The organism is Streptomyces sp. NPDC045678 (assembly GCF_056432085.1).
In genome coordinates this window covers 706,365-721,129 of the sequence record NZ_JBWKJS010000004.1, presented here as the reverse complement: position 1 = coordinate 721,129, position 14,765 = coordinate 706,365, and the positions used below count along the sequence as shown (strand labels likewise).

Here is a 14,765-nt window from a genome sequence, read left to right as displayed (position 1 = left end):
GTTCTGACGCCGTTTTGGGGATGCACACCCTTGATCAATATTATCCGGCGATGATCACAAGACAACGGCCGGCGGCCTGGGCCATCGCCCTGCTCGCCGCCCTGACCGCCGGGCTCGTCACGGCAGGTCCCGCCGCCGCCGATGACGACGACGAACCGGCACGGCCCAACCCCAAGGTCGAGCTCGTCCTCGACGTCAGCGGCTCCATGCGCGCCCGCGACATCGACGGCAAGTCCCGCATGGCCGCCGCGAAGCAGGCCTTCAACGAGGTCCTCGACGCGACCCCGGACGAGGTCGCGCTCGGCATCCGCACCCTGGGCGCCAACTACCGCGGCGACGACCGCAGGACGGGCTGCAAGGACACCGAGCTGCTCTACCCCGTGGAGCAGCTCGACAAGGCGGGCCGCACCGACGCGAAGACCGCCGTGGCGACGCTCGCGCCGACCGGCTGGACCCCGATCGGCCCGACGCTCCTCAAGGCCGCCGACGACCTGACGAAGGACGACGACGCCGAGCGCAGCCGCCGCATCGTGCTGATCTCCGACGGCGAGGACACCTGCCAGCCGCTCGACCCGTGCGTGGTCGCCCGCGACATCTCCGCCAAGGGCATCCACCTCACCATCGACACGCTCGGCCTCGTCCCCGACGCCAAGACCCGTGACCAGCTGAGCTGCATCGCGGAAGCCACCGGTGGCACGTACACGTCGGTCCGGCACACCGATGAGCTGGCGGGCCGCGTCAAGCAGTTGGTTGACCGCGCGGCCGACCCGGTCGTCACCCCCGTGGAGGCGAAGGGTGCCGCGCAGTGCGCCGAAGCGCCCGAGCTGAAGTCCGGCCTCTACACCGACCGCGAGAAGTTCGGCGAGCACCGCTGGTACCGCGTGGACGTCCCCGCGGGCAAGGAGCTGCGCGCCTCCGTGAGCGTCGCCGCGGACCGGGCCGTCAACAAGGACTACGGCGTGCTGCTGCGCGCCGAGACGCCGGGCGGCCGTGAGATCGTGCGCGGCCAGGAGTCCGGCGACGGACGCACCGACGTGATCTCGACGGGTCTGCGGTATCCGCGGCCCGAGGCGGACGATGACGACGAGGACGCCAAGTACGGGGCGAGCGAGACCGTCTGTCTGCGCGTCAGCAACTCGTTCTCCGCTCCCGCTGCCGTGAAGACGTCTCCCGGCCTCCCCGTCGAGCTGGCCGTGGACCTCGTGGACTCCGGCGACGACGCGTCGGACGTCGCCTTCTTCGGGCTCGGCCACGGCTGGTGGCTGCTCGGCGTGCTCGTCCTGGTCGGCTTCCTCGCCGGTCTGCTCTGGGGCTGGCTCTCGCGCTGGCGCTTCGCGGTCTGGAGGACCAACTGATGCGTACGACACGTGTGCTGCGGCGCTTCGCCGTGACGACCGGCGCCGCCCTGCTGGCGCTGACCGGGGCGGCCGGTTCGGCCGCCGCCGACGACGACGCCTCCGAGAAGGTGACGGAGGCGGGCACGTCCTTCCGTACCGCCACCGCGCTCCGCATCGACCAGGAGGCGACGGCGGAGGCGTCCACGGGTGACTACCTGTACTGGGCGTTCCCCGTGGACGCCGGGCAGCGCGCCACCGTGCACGCGACGGTGAAGCTGCCCGACGCGGCGGCCCGGCACGCCGCGTCCACCTGGCGGGTCGACGTGTACGACGGGCTGCGGCGCCGTCAGGCCTGCCGGCTCGGCACGCCCACGAAGACGGCCGCGCAGGACGCCGCGTCGGTGTCGCTGTCCTGCTCGCTGCGGACCGTCAGGGCCTGGTCGGAGCAGTGGGCGAACGACCCGCTGCCCGGCACGTACTACCTGCGGCTCACGGTCACCGACCTCAAGGCGGACGACCTGGGGCTGCCGGTGCGGGCCGAGGCGAAGGTCACCGCGACCGACGCGGGCGGCGCGCAGGCCGTCGACGGGTCGCTCGCGGAGCCGCTGGTGCCGGGCGCGGGCTCGGACAAGCAGCAGGTCGCCGCGGTCGAGCCGGAGGACGGCTGGGCGGGCGGCTGGTGGTCCTCGCGCTGGCTCTGGACGGCGGCTGGCGGTGTCCTCGCGGCGCTCGCGGGCGTCGGCGGCTACGCGCTGACGCGCGGGTCGGGGCGGCCCGCGCGCGTACCGCAGGGTATGTAACGCGAGGGGGTAGCACCCGGGGGTGACGCCCCGCTTGCCGGGTCCCGCCGGGCGCGGGCCCCGGGAGGCGTGGCAGGCTCGGTGGTGGCGGTGCCGGACGGCCCGCCACCACCGGGAGAACAGGAACGGCGCGATCATGGGTGATCTGCTCCTCGTCCGGCACGGCGAGACGGAGTGGTCCCTGTCGGGGCAGCACACCAGCTGGACGGACATCCCCCTCACCGACAACGGCAGGGAGCAGGCCCGCTCGCTGGCCCCGCTCATCGGCAGGTTCCGGATCGGGGCGGCCTTCTGCAGCCCGCGCCAGCGCGCGCGGGAGACCGCCGAGCTCGCCGGGTTCGGGGACGCGCGCGTGGACCCGGATCTGAGCGAGTGGGAGTACGGCGCGTACGAGGGCGTCACGACCGTCGAGATCCACCGCACCCGGCCGGACTGGTACCTGTTCACGGACGGGGTCGCGCTCGGCCCGCCCGAGCATCCCGGGGAGAGCCCGGAGCAGGTGGGCGAGCGCGCCGACCGCATGCTGGCGAAGGTGGACGCGGCGCTCGCCGACAACGAGGGCAGCGTCGTCCTCTTCGCCCACAGCCACTTCCTGCGCGTCCTGGCCGCCCGCCGGCTCGGCCTGCCCGCGTCGGGCGGCTCGATGTTCCTGCTCGCCACCGGCACGGTGAGCCGGCTGAGCACGGAGCACCGGCGGCACGTGGTGGCGAGCTGGAACCTGCGCCCGCAACTGGTGAAGTGACGTCATTCGACACGCGCAGCGATGATCATCAAGACTGCGGTCATGCGATACGGCGTTAACCTCCTCAACTTCGGCTCCGGCACGACCCCCGACTCCCTGCTCCGGCAGGCGACCGACGCCCGCGATCTCGGGTTCGAGTTCGCGATGATCTCCGATCACATAGCGGTGACGCCCGACGTCCACGAGGTCTATCCGGCGCCGTTCTACGACCAGTTCGTGCTCGCCGCGTACCTCGCGGGCCGGGTGCCGGGGCTGCGGCTCGGGACGACGATCACCGTCGTCCCGTACCGGCACCCGCTGCAGACGGCCCGCATGGCCGCCAACATCGATCAGCTGAACGACGCGGGGTTCATCCTGGGCGCCGGGGTGGGCTGGTCGGCCGCCGAGTACGAGGTGCTCGGCGTCCCCTTCCGCGAGCGCGGCGCGATCACCGACGAGTACCTGACGGCGATCCGCGCCGCGTGGCGCGAGGACCCGGCGTCCTTCCACGGCACGTACGTCTCGTACGACGGAGTCCGTACCGCACCGGCCCCCGCGAGCAGCCCGCTGCCGGTCTGGGTCGGCGGCAACTCCCCCGCCGCGCAGCGCCGCGCGGCCCGCCTCGGCGAGGGCTGGCATCCGTTCATGCCGAGCCGGGCCCTGCTGGACGAGGCGCTCCCCCGTATCGCAGCGGAGGCCGAGGCCGCGGGCCGTCCCGCGCCTGACCTGGCGCCGCGCCTCCAGATCCTCATCGGCGAGCGGCAGGACACTCCGGAGCGTCCGCTGGGCCACGGCAGCGTCGACCAGATCCGCGGTGACCTCGAGACGCTGGCCGGTCTCGGTGCGACGGACGTCCTCCTGGACACGTACCCGGGCGGCCCCGGGGAGCGGGCGGACGCCGACGAGGACCGCCGGGTCCTCGAACTCTTGATGTCGGTGGCGAGCTCCTGATGCCGGTGGCGAGCTCCTGATGTCAGTGGCTCAGGGCACCATCGGTAGCAGTTGACCTGACCGGTCGACGGAACCGGCCCGGGGAAGGGGTGCGCGCGATGAAGCCTCCGACAGCGGCTCAGCGACGGATCATCGAGGCCGCGGAGCCGGGGACGGGCCGCCTCTCCGGCAGCGAGGCCCAGCTGACGGCCCTGGTGCGGGCGCGCCTCGCCTTCCGCCACCCCCGGCCCCCGCACGCGTGTTTCCTGACACCGGCGGGCCATCGGATACGGGACGAGGGCGCCGCCCCGGCGTCGCCCTTCCCGGAACCACCACCCCCGGCGCCCGCACCCTCCGGTGTCTTCGCCGCGCGCACCGGCACGGAGACGGAGCGGTCCGGCTCCGAGGGCCCCGCCCGCGCGCGTGAGGTCCGCAGCGCCTGGGAGGGCCTGGTCGAACTGCGCCGCATGACGAACACCGACGGCGCGACGGAGCGCCCCTGCGCCTGGGAGCGCACGCACTTGGTGCAGGCGGCGGCCCTCGCCCTGGAGGCCGCGGGGCGCCAACCCGCGGGCCCCGACCGGCCGGGTTACCGGGTCTCGCCCACCCCGCAGCCGGAGGCCGTCGCCGTGCGGGAGCCGACACCGGAGGGCATACGGGCGTGTGCGGCCGCCCTGGAAAGGGCCGGCTGGCAGGCGGGTGAACACGCGGAACCGCGCGGGGGCGGGCGCTATGTGCTGGCGTCGCCGCGGCGGGTGTGAACGCCGGGGGCACGTGTTGCCATCGGAATGCCTTACGTACCAACCGAGTTGAACGCATCGAGCACCACCCGATGAAGACCGACCGGTCCAGCGAAGGGAACACCGTGACAGAGCCCTACTCCGTGAGTGTCGCCGTCCGTGGATACGAGACGGACACCCAGGGCCACCTGAATCAGGCCGTGTACCTCCAGTACGCCGAGCACGCCCGGTGGTCGCTGCTGCGCGCGGCCGGCATCGCGCAGACCGACCTCCTGGACAAGGGCGTCGGCCCGGTGGTCCTGGAGACCACGGTCCGCTACCGGAGCGAACTCCTCGCGGGTGACGAGACGTCGGTGAGCTGCGCGTTCGTGTGGGGCGAGCGCAAGACGTTCGGCGTCGAGCAGACGATCACGAAGGCGGACGGCACGGTCGCCGCGACGATCTCCTCCGTCGGGGGGCTGCTCGACCTCAAGGAGCGGCGGCTCGTGGCGGATCCGCGCGAATACTTCAGGGCTCTGGCGACGGACGCGACGGTGATGGGGCTGTAGCGGCGGGAGTTGTCACCGAGGAGAGCCCCCGCCCACTCAGCCCCGTGTACATGACATCATCACCCAACCACTGCGATACGTTCACACAGTCGTACGCACATCCGTGCCACTCTCCCGATGGTTGATCAGTCAACTCGCGTAGACCGCATGCTCGTCGGTACGGGCGCGCGGCGCGCGAGGCCACCGGGAAAGGACACACCCCCACATGCCCGTCCCGCGCGTACGCCGCTGGAAACCCCTGGCCCTGACCGCGGCCGCGGTACTCGCCGGTATCACCGTGCCGGCCACCGCCACGGCCACCCCCTCCCCCACACCCGCCCCGGCCCCCACGGCCGTCGGCGCCTACGACGACACGTACTACAAGGACGCGCTCGGCAAGACAGGACCCGAGCTGAGGTCCGCGCTGCACACGATCATCAGCGAGCAGACCAAGCTCTCGTACGACCAGGTCTGGGACGCCCTCAAGACAACGGACGAGGACCCGGCCAACAGCTCGAACGTGATCCTGCTGTACTCCGGCACCTCGCGGAGCAAGAGCAGCAGCGGCGGCGACCAGGGCGACTGGAACCGCGAGCACGTCTGGGCGAAGTCCCACGGCGACTTCGGCACGGCGACGGGCCCCGGCACCGACGTCCACCATCTGCGCCCCGAGGACGTCACGGTCAACAGCATCCGTGGCAACAAGGACTTCGACAACGGCGGCAGCGCGGTCGAGGGAGCCCCCGGCAGCCTCACCGACGGCGACTCCTTCGAGCCCCGCGACGCCGTCAAGGGCGATGTGGCCCGCATGATCCTGTACATGGCGGTCCGCTACGACGGCGAGAACGGCTTCCCCGACCTGGAGCCCAACGACAAGGTGGACAACGGCAGCGCCCCCGCCATCGGCCGCCTCTCCGTCCTGAAGAAGTGGAGCGACGCCGACCCGCCGGACACGTTCGAGAAGAACCGCAACCAGGTCATCTTCGACAAGTTCCAGCACAACAGGAACCCGTTCATCGACCACCCCGAGTGGGTGGAAGAGGTCTGGTGACCTCCCCCTGACGGGACCCGTCGCCGAGCGCGTTCAATTCCGCGAGGTCTTCGGCGTCGAGCCGGAGCGCGGCCGCCGCCACGTTCTCCTCCAGGTGGTCCGGGGATGACGTGCCGGGGATCGCGAGCATCGACGGGGAGACGGCGAGCAGCCAGGCCAGGGTGACCTGGGCGGGGGTGGCGCCGTGCCGGTCGGCCACGCGTCGGAGCGCCGTGAGGTCGGGTGCTCCGGCGCCGCCGAAGGGGAAGTACGGGACGTACGCGATGTTCCGCGCGGCACACAGGTCGACCAGTTCCGCGTGGTCGCGCGTCAGCGGGCTGTACCTGTTCTGGACGGCTGCGACGGGCGCGATGTCCTGCGCCTCCGCGAACTGTCCGGGCGTCGCGTTGCTGACGCCGAGGTGGCGGATGAGGCCTTCGTCGCGCAGGTCCGCCAGCGTGGCGAACCGGTCCCCGCCGGGCCCGTCGGTCCGCAGGAAGCGGAGGTGGACGAGGTCGAGGTGGTCCCGGCCCAGCTCGCGCAGGTTCCGGTGGACGGCCGCGCGCAGCTCCGCCGGGTCGGCCGGGTCCGTCCAGCTGCCGTCCGGGAGGCGACCCGGGCCGACCTTGGTGGCGATGACCAGGTCGTCGGGGTACGGATGGAGGGCCTTGCGGATGAGGTCGTTGGCCGCGATGCCCTCGTAGAAGTAGAAGGCGGCCGTGTCGATGTGGTTCACGCCGAGCTCGACGGCGCGGCGCAGCACGGCGATGCCGCGGTCGGGGTCGTGCGCGGGACCGTCCCAGCCGCCGGCGGGCAGACGCATGGCGCCGAAACCCATGCGGTGCACGGGGCGGTCGCCGCCGAGGAGGTGGGAGCCGGCCGCGGCGGCCGTCGCCCTGCTCGCCGCGCCGGGGGCTGACCTGGTGTTCTCCGTGGTTGCCATGGGCAGATCCTGCGATGTACGTCCGGTGCGCGCGATCGCGTGGCCACTTGCTGCCAGACTGTCGCCACCATGCCGAGCACATCGAACACCGATCAGATCGTGTCGCTGCGGGGCGAGCGGGAACTGGTGCGACGGGCCGGGGAGCTCATCACCGGGGCCCGCGAGGAGTTCCTGTGCGCGGCGGCGGACCTCGTGACCTTCTCGCCCGGCGTGAACGCCGCGTTCGCCGGGGGCCGGCGCCCGCCGCTCGTTCCGGGCGGCCTGTCGATGCGCAAGCTGTACACGCCGCGCGCGCTGGCCGACGCCGGGTCGGAGGCGCGGCTCGTCCGGATCGCCGACTCCGGGGCGCAGGTGCGGATCTCCGCGGCGCCGCTCGCCCACGAGGCGATCGTCATCGACCGGCGCGTGGCGATCCTGGCCGGGGCGCCGGTTCAGGGGGTGCGTACGTTCACGGTGATCCGGACGCCGGTCGCGGTCGAGGGCGTCAGGGCGCTGGTGCACGCGGCGTGGGAGACGGCCGTCGACCTCGACGAGTTCCGCCGGACGCGGCCGCCCGCGCCGAGCGAGGAGGCGCGCCGGATCCTTCGGGCGTTGAGCGCCGGGCACACCGACGAGGTGACGGCGCGCGAGCTGGGTATGTCGCTGCGTACGTACCGCAGGCGCGTGGCCGAGCTGATGACGGCGCTCGGCGCGACGTCCCGTTTCCAGGCGGGGCTGCGGGCCCGGGAGTTGGATTTCGGCGTGGAGGGGAGCGGAGCACCGTGACCTGACGGGGCCGGTGTCGGTCCGGACTTCGGGACCTCGACCGGAGGGTCGTGGAGCGACGTCCGGGGGCGGGTCTTGCGGAACCGCACGGGTCTTTGCAGGCTTGCGAACACCACATGACCCCGGAGGGAGGCGTCGGCCGGTGACCGAAGACCAGGCGGTGCTGGAGAACGTCGGACCGCGGCTGCGGGGCTTCCGCAAGGCCCTCGGCCTCACCCTCGCCACGCTCGCGGAGCGCACGGGCCTCACACCGAGCACCATCTCCCGGCTCGAACGCGGACACATCCGCCCCACCCTGGAACAGCTCCTTCCGCTCGCCCGCGCGTACGCCGTGCCGCTCGACGAACTCGTCGCCGCGCCGGTCACCGGCGACCCGCGGGTCCACCTGCGCCCCTTCCGCAAGGACGGTCTGACGTTCGTGCCGCTCGGCGTGAAGACGGGCGGCATGCGCGCGTACAAGGTGATCTACCCGCCGACGTCGCAGCTCCCGCCGCCGCGCTTCCACGTGCACCCCGGCAGGGAGTGGTTCTACGTACTCCACGGGACGGTCCAACTCGTCCTGACCGACACCCGGACGGAACTGACGGCGGGTGAGGCGGCGGAGTTCGACACGGCGACCCCGCACTGGATCGGCAACGCGCGGGACGACATGCCGGCGGAGACGATCGCCCTCTACGGGCAGCAGGGCGAGCGCGTGCACGTCGCGGACGTGTGAGACGTCGCGGACGTGTGAGACGTCGGAGGCGTCCCAGCCTCTCATTCCAGGGTGCCGGTGTTTTCCCTGTTCAGGCGGTGTTTCAGCGTTCCGGCGTCCCGTATCGGCGGTGGTCGCTGGCGGCCGGGACGGATCACGGCCCAGGCTGTGGATCGTCCGAGCGGCTCGCCGGACGAACCACTCACGAGCCACCACTCGCTCGCCACCACACACCGCACCCATGGAGTTACCGATGCGTTCGCGTCTCGCCGCCCGTTCCACCCGTCTGGTCCTGACCGCCGTGGCCGCCGCGGCCCTCGCCACCACCGCCGCCGGCACCGCCCTCGCCGTCGGCGGCCAGTCCAAGGCGCCCGTCGAGCAGGTCTGCGGAACCAGCGACCTGACCTTCAAGGTCACCGAGAAGACGCAGGCCGGCGGCTACCTGCTCGTGACCGCCAAGGCCAAGCCCGGCATCACCTGCTACCTGGAGGGCACGATCCCCTCCGCCGGCTTCGGCTCCCACCCCGACCGGCAGGTCACCCCCGTCGAGCAGGCCGTCACCGACAGCGTCAAGCTCTCGGGCTCCAAGGCCGCGTACGCCGGCATCAACCCCAAGTCGACCAACGACGACTTCGGCGCGGAGTTCGACTGGATGGCCATCGCCGTCGCCGGTGACGAGGCGGGCGCCACGGACGTCCGGCTCCCGAGCACGACCCTGATCGACAAGCCGAAGAGCACGAACTGGCACGCCAACGCGGCGGACGCCGTCCCGTTCGACTGACCCTCCGAACCGTGCGGCCGCTCCGTCCCCGTCGGCACGGCGGGGGCGGAGCGGTCCGGAGGCAGTTGAGTCGAGAGCCAGTCGAGTCGAGTCGAATCAGGTCGACGCGAACCCTAACGCGCAGCCGTAGCTGAACTCCGCCTCCAGGAGGTCGTTGAAGATGCCGATGGGGTCCTCCCAGTGGCCCGCCGCCCAGTCGGCGTTGATGTTCACCGCGAGCATGTGCGTGCCGTCGCGCGTGCCGTAGACGTACGACCACGAGCCGAAGAGCGCGCCGCCCATCCCCCAGACCGCCGTGCCCGAGGGCAGGAGCAGGCGGGAGATCCCGACGCCGTACGTGGTGCGGGGCAGCCAGTCCCGGGTCGGCACCATCGTGAGCAGATCCCGTTGCTGCTCCGGACGCAGGAGGCGCCCTCCGAGGAGGGCCGAGAAGAACCGGGTCAGGTCGTCGACGGTGGAGATCATGCCGCCCGCCGCCCAGTACGGGCTCGCCTCCAGTTCCGTGACGTCGTGGACCGGGGCGTCGGGGTCGGGTGAGAACAGCTTGGTGTAGTGGCGTGCGTGCGGCCTCGGGAGGGACGCGTCGCCGGTCGGCGGCAGGGACGTGCCGGTCAGGCCGAGCGGGTTAACGACGCGGTCGGCGATCTCCTCCGCGAGCGTACGGCCCGTCACCCGCTCGATGACCAGCCCGACGACGACGTAGTTGGTGTTGGAGTAGGCCCAGCCCGTCCCCGCCGGGAAGTCCGCCGGGTGCGACAGGGCGATCTCGACGAGGTCCGCGGGTGTGTAGGTCTCCTGCGAGCTCAGCGCCGCCTGGTCGTGCGTGTAGCTGAAGATCCCGCTGGTGTGGTCGAGGAGCTGCCGGACGGTGGTCGTGGTGCCGTCGTGCCCGTTCCCCCGGAGCACGCCCGGCAGCCACTGGTCCACCGTGTCCTTCAGCGTCAGTCTGCGCTCGCCCACGAGTTGCAGGAGCACCGTGGCGGCGAACGTCTTCGTGATGCTGCCGATCCGGAACCGCTCCTCGTGCCCCCGCGACCGCCGCGTCCGCGTGTCGGCGACCCCCGCCGTCCCGTACCAGCTCCCGCCGCGGTCACGGACCTGAGCGACGATGCCCGGCACTCCCCCTTCCCGCACGGCCCGGTCGAGGACGCGCTGGGCGGCCTCGTGGCCGCCTCGGGTGGGCACCACGGGAGTGGCGTCTTCCATGTGAACCCCCTGGTCCGTACTGCTTCTTCAACCCTGCTTGGTCTCTTGCTTTCTTTCACGACAACTGAAAGCTACGTTGCACACGCGTCCGTCTGAAGCGAGGCACGGCGTGCAACTTCGCGGAACAGGCGGGTTTTTGGGGTCGCGTAGCGTTGCGCATGACGGCTAACGCAACGCACGGGGGGGGGACATGGGCGGCGGAAGACTGACGGCGGAGGACCGTAGAGCGATCGAGGCGGGGCTGTCCGACGAGTTGTCGTACGCCGCCATCGCCCGCCGACTGGGGCGGGCGACCTCTTCCGTGAGCAGGGAGGTCGCGCGCAACGGGGGTCGGGACGCCTATCGCGCGGAGCACGCCGACCGCGCGGACGCGTGGCGGCGGCGCAACCGACTGCCGCCCCGACGGCCCGCGGCACCCCCGCCCGAGGACGCCGGTACGCAGAGGAAAGCCACGCACGGGCCCGACCCCGCCGTCCACGCGTACCAGGACAAGTTCGCCGCCCTGCTGATCGCCGTCGGGCTGCCCCGCACGGCCGCGCGAGTGCTGGCGTGCCTGGTGACCGCCCCCACCGGCGCGGAGACCTCCGCGGAGCTGACGCGGCGGCTGAAGGTGAGCCCGGCCTCGGTGTCCAAGGCGGTCGGGTACCTCGAAGGGCTCGACGTCCTCACCCGCGAGCACGAGCCCGGCCGGCGCCGCGACCGCTACGTCATCGACGAGGAGGTCTGGCTGCGCGCCTGGCTGACCAGCGCGCACAAGAACGCGGCGTGCGCCGCGACCGCCCAGGAGGGCGCGGACCTGTTCGGGCCCGACACCCCCACGGGCGCGCGGCTCGGGGCGATGCACGCGTTCTTCGCCGGGATTCACCGGAGCATGACCGGCCCCCCGGCCTCCGCGGCCATCGAGGACGCGCTGACGGTCCTGGCCGCCCTCTTCCACGCGGCCCGGCCCCTCACCCCCGGTGAGCTCGCCGCCGCCCTCGGCTGGCCGACGTCGCGTGTCGTCACTGCCGTGCAGGCGGCCGGGCACGCCCCGGGAGTCAGGCTCACGCCCGAGCAGCGGGCAGCGCTCACCGGACCCGCACGGCCGCCGACAGGGGGAACCGTCCTCAGTCGCCGGTTCAGTCGTCCAGCGTCTTCATGACCTTGCCGAGGTCGACGAACTTGAAGTTCGTGGCCGGGCGGTCGCCGTCGCCGGGGGCGTCGTGGCCGTCCTGGACGACGAGGAGGCCGTTCGGGTACTTCGACCCGAGCGGCTCGTTCAGCGCGGCCGCGCCGTCGCACTCCTCGGATCCGTCGAGCGTGCCGCCCGCGGGGGTGACGCGGAACCCGCCCTCGTACTCGTTGTGGTCGCTCAGTTCGCGGTCGTACGCGGCGAAGGTGTTGTCGCCCTGGCTGGAGGCGAGGAGATAGCCGTCCCCGTCGGCTTCATTGACGAGGGTGAGGCCCTCGACGTCGGCCGTGATCCGCTTGCCGCCGTACCCGGGGTCGGCGCCCGGCGTGCACTCCTCGGTCTCCTCGTCGTAGACGCCGGGAACGCCGTACTCCCGTACCTTGTCGACGAGTTCGGGCTTGCCGGTCAGGTCGGCGCGCAGGCGCCAGATGCCGACGTCCTCCTGCCCGGCGTACAGCGTGCCGTTGGCCGGGTCGACGACCATGCCCTCGACCTGCGGGAGTTCGCCCGGCTCCGCGCACGGGCTCCACGACGTGCCGTTCGGCAGCCGGAACGAGGATGGCAGGTCCAGCGTGCGGACCTTGCGGTACGTGACCTTGCCGCCCGCGGCCGGGAGCAGTTCGAGGAGCGCGACGCTGGTGCGCTCGCGTTGGCTGACCAGCGCGTACGAGCGGCCGCTCGCCTTGTCCTGCCAGGTCGCGAGGCCGTACGCGGTGCGCTGCTCGTTGATCTCGGCCTGATCGGCGGAGAAGACGGGCGGCGCGGCGGGGTCGGTGACGTCGCTGAGCGGCCCGCCGGAGCGGTCGCGGTCAATGCGGTAGAAGCGCAGCCGGTCGTGGCCGCGGTCGCTGGTGACGGCGAGGTCGGCCGTCCCGGAGGACAGCTTCAGGCCGCGCACGAGGTCGACGTTGTTGAAGCGGCCCGGCGCGTCGTCGGGCCCTTCGGCGGGCGGGGCGGTGACGGACTGGACGGGCCGGGCGTCCAGGTCGTAAGCCCTCAGCCCGCCCTCCTTGGCGGTGGCGATCACCAGGCTGCGCGCCGGGTCGGCGGTGTTGCGCCAGATCGCCGGGTCGTCGGCGTCGGCGTTGCCGCCCGCGTCGTCGTCGTGCAGGACGGGGGTCTCGGCCCGGGGGGTTATCCCCGGCAGCGGGTCGGCGGCGCCGGCCGTGGCGGCCGTGGCGGAGGTCGCCGCGAGGACGGTGGTCAGTGCGAGCACGACCGAACCGATCGTTCGACAGGTCGGACAGTGTCTGGACACGCGATGTCTCCTCGTTCCGGGAACGGATGGATCTTGCGTGAGACTGGGGCCTGACGGTGTCCGCGTGGCGTACGGAGCGCGTCGGGTAACACCCCGCTCGAATGTACGCGGGGTTAACTCCGGTTGCTGCGGCTTGGGTTGAGGGTGGCGTCAGCGCTCCACGGCAAGCTCCGCCCACACCGTCTTGCCGACCTCGCGCCCGGCCACGCCCCACTCGGCGGCGAGCGCGGCGACGATCACGAGCCCCCGCCCCGACTCGCCTTCGAGACCCGGGGATTTGCGCGCGACGTGGGAGCCGACGTCCGCGCGCGCGTCGGCGACCTCGATACGCAGCGTGTCGGTACGCAGCGTCAGGCCGAGCTCGAAGTCGCGGCCCGGTACGCGACCGTGGGTCACGGCGTTCGCCGCGAGCTCGGCGACGATCGCCTCGGCGGCGTCGGAGAGTTCGGTGTCGTACGCGATGCCCCAGCCGTCCAGGTGATACCTGGTCAGCCTCCTCGCGAGGCGGGCGCCCCGGGGCGTGGCACTGAAGCGTTGCGCGAAGGTACGGGGTGCGGCGGCGGGGCGCGCTTGCGTCGACATGACGGCAACGGTGGCCGTACGCGGCCGGGGACACCAGGCACGAAACTCGTACGCTGCGTAAGTGTACGAGTGCGAAGGGTGGACAGTACGGGTAACCGAACGTGACCATGGGCGCGTTGGCGCAGACCGATAGCCGAGCGTCAGGGGATACCCGTGATGTCGTCAAGTACGACGGGCAGCAATGAGCCCGAACCGACCGATGGGCTCAAGGCCTTCGGCGCGGTCCTGAAGAGCTTCCGCAAACGCGCCGGGTACACGCAGGAGTCCCTGGCGCCCGAGATCGGCTACTCGGCGCATTTCATCGCCTCCGTCGAACAGGGCCGCCGCTTTCCGCCGCCGCGCTTCGTCGACCAGTGCGAGGTGGCGCTGGACGCGTTCGGGACGCTGCGACTGGCGGCGAATCAGCTGTCGCGACAGCGGGGTCTGGCGTCCTGGTTCCGCCAGTGGGCGCAGTTGGAGCAGGAGGCGGTGGCGCTCTCCACGTACGAGTGCCGGTTGATTCCGGGCTTGTTGCAGACCAGGGCCTATGCGCGGACGCTCTTCGTCAATCAGCTTCCGCCGCTGGGCGACGACCAGATCGAGGCGCGGCTGGAGGCGCGTATCGAGCGCCAACAACTCCTCACGGAGCGGCCGAACACGGCGTACAGCTTCATCCTTGAGGAACACTTGTTCCTGCGCGGCATGGGCGGGCATGAAGTCACCATGGAACTCATCGACCATGTTCTCGGGCTTGCCGAGCGCCGGAACATCGAAGTTCAGGTCATGCCGGTGGTACGGACGAACCATGCGGGGATGGGCGGCCCGATGCAGTTGCTGGAAACACCGGAGAACCGTTGGTTCGCTTACGCCGAGGGGCAACGGAGCGGTCAGTTGATCTCCCATCCCAAGGAGATCAGCGTTCTCCAGATGCGGTATGCCAGGATGCGCGCACAGGCTCTCACGTTCGAGGACTCGGTGAGCCTGCTGGAGCGGATGCGAGGAGCGGCATGAGCACCCCCGAACTGGCCTGGTACAAGAGCAGCTACAGCAGCGGCGGCGACGGAGACTGTCTCGAAGTCGCACTCAGCTGGCGCAAGTCCAGCTACTCCAGCAGCGGGGACGGTGACTGCGTAGAGATCGCCCCCTGCCCCACTACCCTCCACGTACGCGACTCCAAGAACCCCGACGGCCCCCAACTCACGCTGCCCCCCCGCGCCTGGGCCGAGTTCGTGACATACGCCGCTCACCGCTGAGACCTGCGCGAAGGAACCGACTACAGCGAATTGGACTTTGCGGCCAAA

General features: G+C 71.8%; 17 protein-coding genes. 13 read left to right on the top strand and 4 right to left on the bottom strand.

Features of this window, described 5'->3' with window-relative positions:
• The first annotated feature begins 50 nt into the window (after nucleotides 1-50).
• The 7 genes from AC07DO_RS17675 (at nucleotide 51) to AC07DO_RS17645 (ending at nucleotide 6,106) form a co-directional block, all read left to right on the top strand.
• Nucleotides 51-1,355, top strand: a complete 1,305-nt coding sequence (locus AC07DO_RS17675; RefSeq protein ID WP_479060559.1) for a VWA domain-containing protein — start codon at nucleotides 51-53, stop codon at nucleotides 1,353-1,355.
• Nucleotides 1,355-2,137: a hypothetical protein gene (locus AC07DO_RS17670; RefSeq protein WP_479060557.1), complete on the top strand. Its 783-nt coding sequence runs from the start codon at nucleotides 1,355-1,357 to the stop codon at nucleotides 2,135-2,137. Before AC07DO_RS17675 ends, AC07DO_RS17670 begins: the two co-directional genes overlap by 1 nt.
• Nucleotides 2,138-2,273: 136 nt before the next feature.
• Nucleotides 2,274-2,879, top strand: a complete 606-nt coding sequence (locus AC07DO_RS17665; RefSeq protein ID WP_479060556.1) for a histidine phosphatase family protein — start codon at nucleotides 2,274-2,276, stop codon at nucleotides 2,877-2,879.
• 42 nt (nucleotides 2,880-2,921) lie between these two features.
• Nucleotides 2,922-3,809: a TIGR03619 family F420-dependent LLM class oxidoreductase gene (locus AC07DO_RS17660; RefSeq protein WP_479060555.1), complete on the top strand. Its 888-nt coding sequence runs from the start codon at nucleotides 2,922-2,924 to the stop codon at nucleotides 3,807-3,809.
• 98 nt (nucleotides 3,810-3,907) lie between these two features.
• Complete coding sequence (locus AC07DO_RS17655; protein WP_479060553.1) at nucleotides 3,908-4,549, top strand: hypothetical protein; 642 nt, start codon at nucleotides 3,908-3,910, stop codon at nucleotides 4,547-4,549.
• A 104-nt stretch (nucleotides 4,550-4,653) separates the two neighbouring features.
• Nucleotides 4,654-5,076, top strand: coding sequence for an acyl-CoA thioesterase (locus AC07DO_RS17650; RefSeq protein ID WP_150186950.1), 423 nt, complete (start codon nucleotides 4,654-4,656; stop codon nucleotides 5,074-5,076).
• Between the two features lie 205 nt (nucleotides 5,077-5,281).
• Nucleotides 5,282-6,106: an endonuclease I family protein gene (locus AC07DO_RS17645; protein ID WP_479060552.1), complete on the top strand. Its 825-nt coding sequence runs from the start codon at nucleotides 5,282-5,284 to the stop codon at nucleotides 6,104-6,106.
• Here the strand turns inward: AC07DO_RS17645 and AC07DO_RS17640 are convergent.
• Entirely contained in the window at nucleotides 6,069-7,028 is a 960-nt protein-coding gene (locus AC07DO_RS17640) for an aldo/keto reductase (RefSeq protein ID WP_479060550.1), read from the bottom strand. The genes AC07DO_RS17645 and AC07DO_RS17640 overlap by 38 nt on opposite strands.
• Nucleotides 7,029-7,097: 69 nt before the next feature.
• On the opposite strand from AC07DO_RS17640, the gene AC07DO_RS17635 reads away from it, so the two are divergent.
• The 3 genes from AC07DO_RS17635 to AC07DO_RS17625 all read left to right on the top strand — a co-directional run bounded on the left by AC07DO_RS17635 (nucleotide 7,098) and on the right by AC07DO_RS17625 (nucleotide 9,268).
• Complete coding sequence (locus AC07DO_RS17635; protein ID WP_479060548.1) at nucleotides 7,098-7,793, top strand: DNA-binding response regulator; 696 nt, start codon at nucleotides 7,098-7,100, stop codon at nucleotides 7,791-7,793.
• 142 nt (nucleotides 7,794-7,935) lie between these two features.
• Entirely contained in the window at nucleotides 7,936-8,508 is a 573-nt protein-coding gene (locus tag AC07DO_RS17630) for a helix-turn-helix domain-containing protein (protein WP_479060547.1), read from the top strand.
• Nucleotides 8,509-8,740: 232 nt separating this feature from the next.
• Nucleotides 8,741-9,268, top strand: coding sequence for a DUF4232 domain-containing protein (locus AC07DO_RS17625; RefSeq protein WP_479060545.1), 528 nt, complete (start codon nucleotides 8,741-8,743; stop codon nucleotides 9,266-9,268).
• A 96-nt stretch (nucleotides 9,269-9,364) separates the two neighbouring features.
• Here the strand turns inward: AC07DO_RS17625 and AC07DO_RS17620 are convergent, their stop codons facing one another.
• Nucleotides 9,365-10,474, bottom strand: coding sequence for a serine hydrolase domain-containing protein (locus AC07DO_RS17620; RefSeq protein WP_479060544.1), 1,110 nt, complete (start codon nucleotides 10,472-10,474; stop codon nucleotides 9,365-9,367).
• Nucleotides 10,475-10,664: 190 nt separating this feature from the next.
• Between AC07DO_RS17620 and AC07DO_RS17615 the strand changes: the two genes are divergently transcribed.
• Nucleotides 10,665-11,615 carry a GbsR/MarR family transcriptional regulator gene (locus AC07DO_RS17615; protein WP_479060542.1) on the top strand — a complete coding sequence of 317 codons (951 nt, stop codon included), beginning with the start codon at nucleotides 10,665-10,667 and terminating at the stop codon, nucleotides 11,613-11,615.
• On the opposite strand, the gene AC07DO_RS17610 is transcribed toward AC07DO_RS17615, so the two are convergent.
• On the bottom strand, nucleotides 11,593-12,852 hold the full coding sequence (locus AC07DO_RS17610; protein ID WP_479060736.1) for a phytase: 1,260 nt from the start codon (nucleotides 12,850-12,852) through the stop codon (nucleotides 11,593-11,595). The two genes, AC07DO_RS17615 and AC07DO_RS17610, sit on opposite strands and share 23 nt — an antisense overlap.
• A gap of 201 nt (nucleotides 12,853-13,053) precedes the next feature.
• On the bottom strand, nucleotides 13,054-13,485 hold the full coding sequence (locus AC07DO_RS17605; RefSeq protein ID WP_479060541.1) for an ATP-binding protein: 432 nt from the start codon (nucleotides 13,483-13,485) through the stop codon (nucleotides 13,054-13,056).
• Between the two features lie 156 nt (nucleotides 13,486-13,641).
• On the opposite strand from AC07DO_RS17605, the gene AC07DO_RS17600 reads away from it, so the two are divergent.
• Both AC07DO_RS17600 and AC07DO_RS17595 read left to right on the top strand, forming a co-directional pair.
• Entirely contained in the window at nucleotides 13,642-14,475 is an 834-nt protein-coding gene (locus AC07DO_RS17600; protein ID WP_479060539.1) for a helix-turn-helix domain-containing protein, read from the top strand.
• Complete coding sequence (locus tag AC07DO_RS17595; RefSeq protein WP_479060537.1) at nucleotides 14,472-14,717, top strand: DUF397 domain-containing protein; 246 nt, start codon at nucleotides 14,472-14,474, stop codon at nucleotides 14,715-14,717. Before AC07DO_RS17600 ends, AC07DO_RS17595 begins: the two co-directional genes overlap by 4 nt.
• Nucleotides 14,718-14,765: the final 48 nt, after the last annotated feature.

Coding starts and splice junctions, on each gene's coding strand:
- AC07DO_RS17675 (WP_479060559.1), top strand. CDS start 51: ATGATCACAAGACAACGGCCGGCGGCCTGGGCCATCGCCCTGCTCGCC.
- AC07DO_RS17670 (WP_479060557.1), top strand. CDS start 1,355: ATGCGTACGACACGTGTGCTGCGGCGCTTCGCCGTGACGACCGGCGCC.
- AC07DO_RS17665 (WP_479060556.1), top strand. CDS start 2,274: ATGGGTGATCTGCTCCTCGTCCGGCACGGCGAGACGGAGTGGTCCCTG.
- AC07DO_RS17660 (WP_479060555.1), top strand. CDS start 2,922: ATGCGATACGGCGTTAACCTCCTCAACTTCGGCTCCGGCACGACCCCC.
- AC07DO_RS17655 (WP_479060553.1), top strand. CDS start 3,908: ATGAAGCCTCCGACAGCGGCTCAGCGACGGATCATCGAGGCCGCGGAG.
- AC07DO_RS17645 (WP_479060552.1), top strand. CDS start 5,282: ATGCCCGTCCCGCGCGTACGCCGCTGGAAACCCCTGGCCCTGACCGCG.
- AC07DO_RS17640 (WP_479060550.1), bottom strand. CDS start 7,028: ATGGCAACCACGGAGAACACCAGGTCAGCCCCCGGCGCGGCGAGCAGG.
- AC07DO_RS17635 (WP_479060548.1), top strand. CDS start 7,098: ATGCCGAGCACATCGAACACCGATCAGATCGTGTCGCTGCGGGGCGAG.
- AC07DO_RS17625 (WP_479060545.1), top strand. CDS start 8,741: ATGCGTTCGCGTCTCGCCGCCCGTTCCACCCGTCTGGTCCTGACCGCC.
- AC07DO_RS17620 (WP_479060544.1), bottom strand. CDS start 10,474: ATGGAAGACGCCACTCCCGTGGTGCCCACCCGAGGCGGCCACGAGGCC.
- AC07DO_RS17615 (WP_479060542.1), top strand. CDS start 10,665: ATGGGCGGCGGAAGACTGACGGCGGAGGACCGTAGAGCGATCGAGGCG.
- AC07DO_RS17605 (WP_479060541.1), bottom strand. CDS start 13,485: ATGTCGACGCAAGCGCGCCCCGCCGCCGCACCCCGTACCTTCGCGCAA.
- AC07DO_RS17600 (WP_479060539.1), top strand. CDS start 13,642: ATGTCGTCAAGTACGACGGGCAGCAATGAGCCCGAACCGACCGATGGG.
- AC07DO_RS17595 (WP_479060537.1), top strand. CDS start 14,472: ATGAGCACCCCCGAACTGGCCTGGTACAAGAGCAGCTACAGCAGCGGC.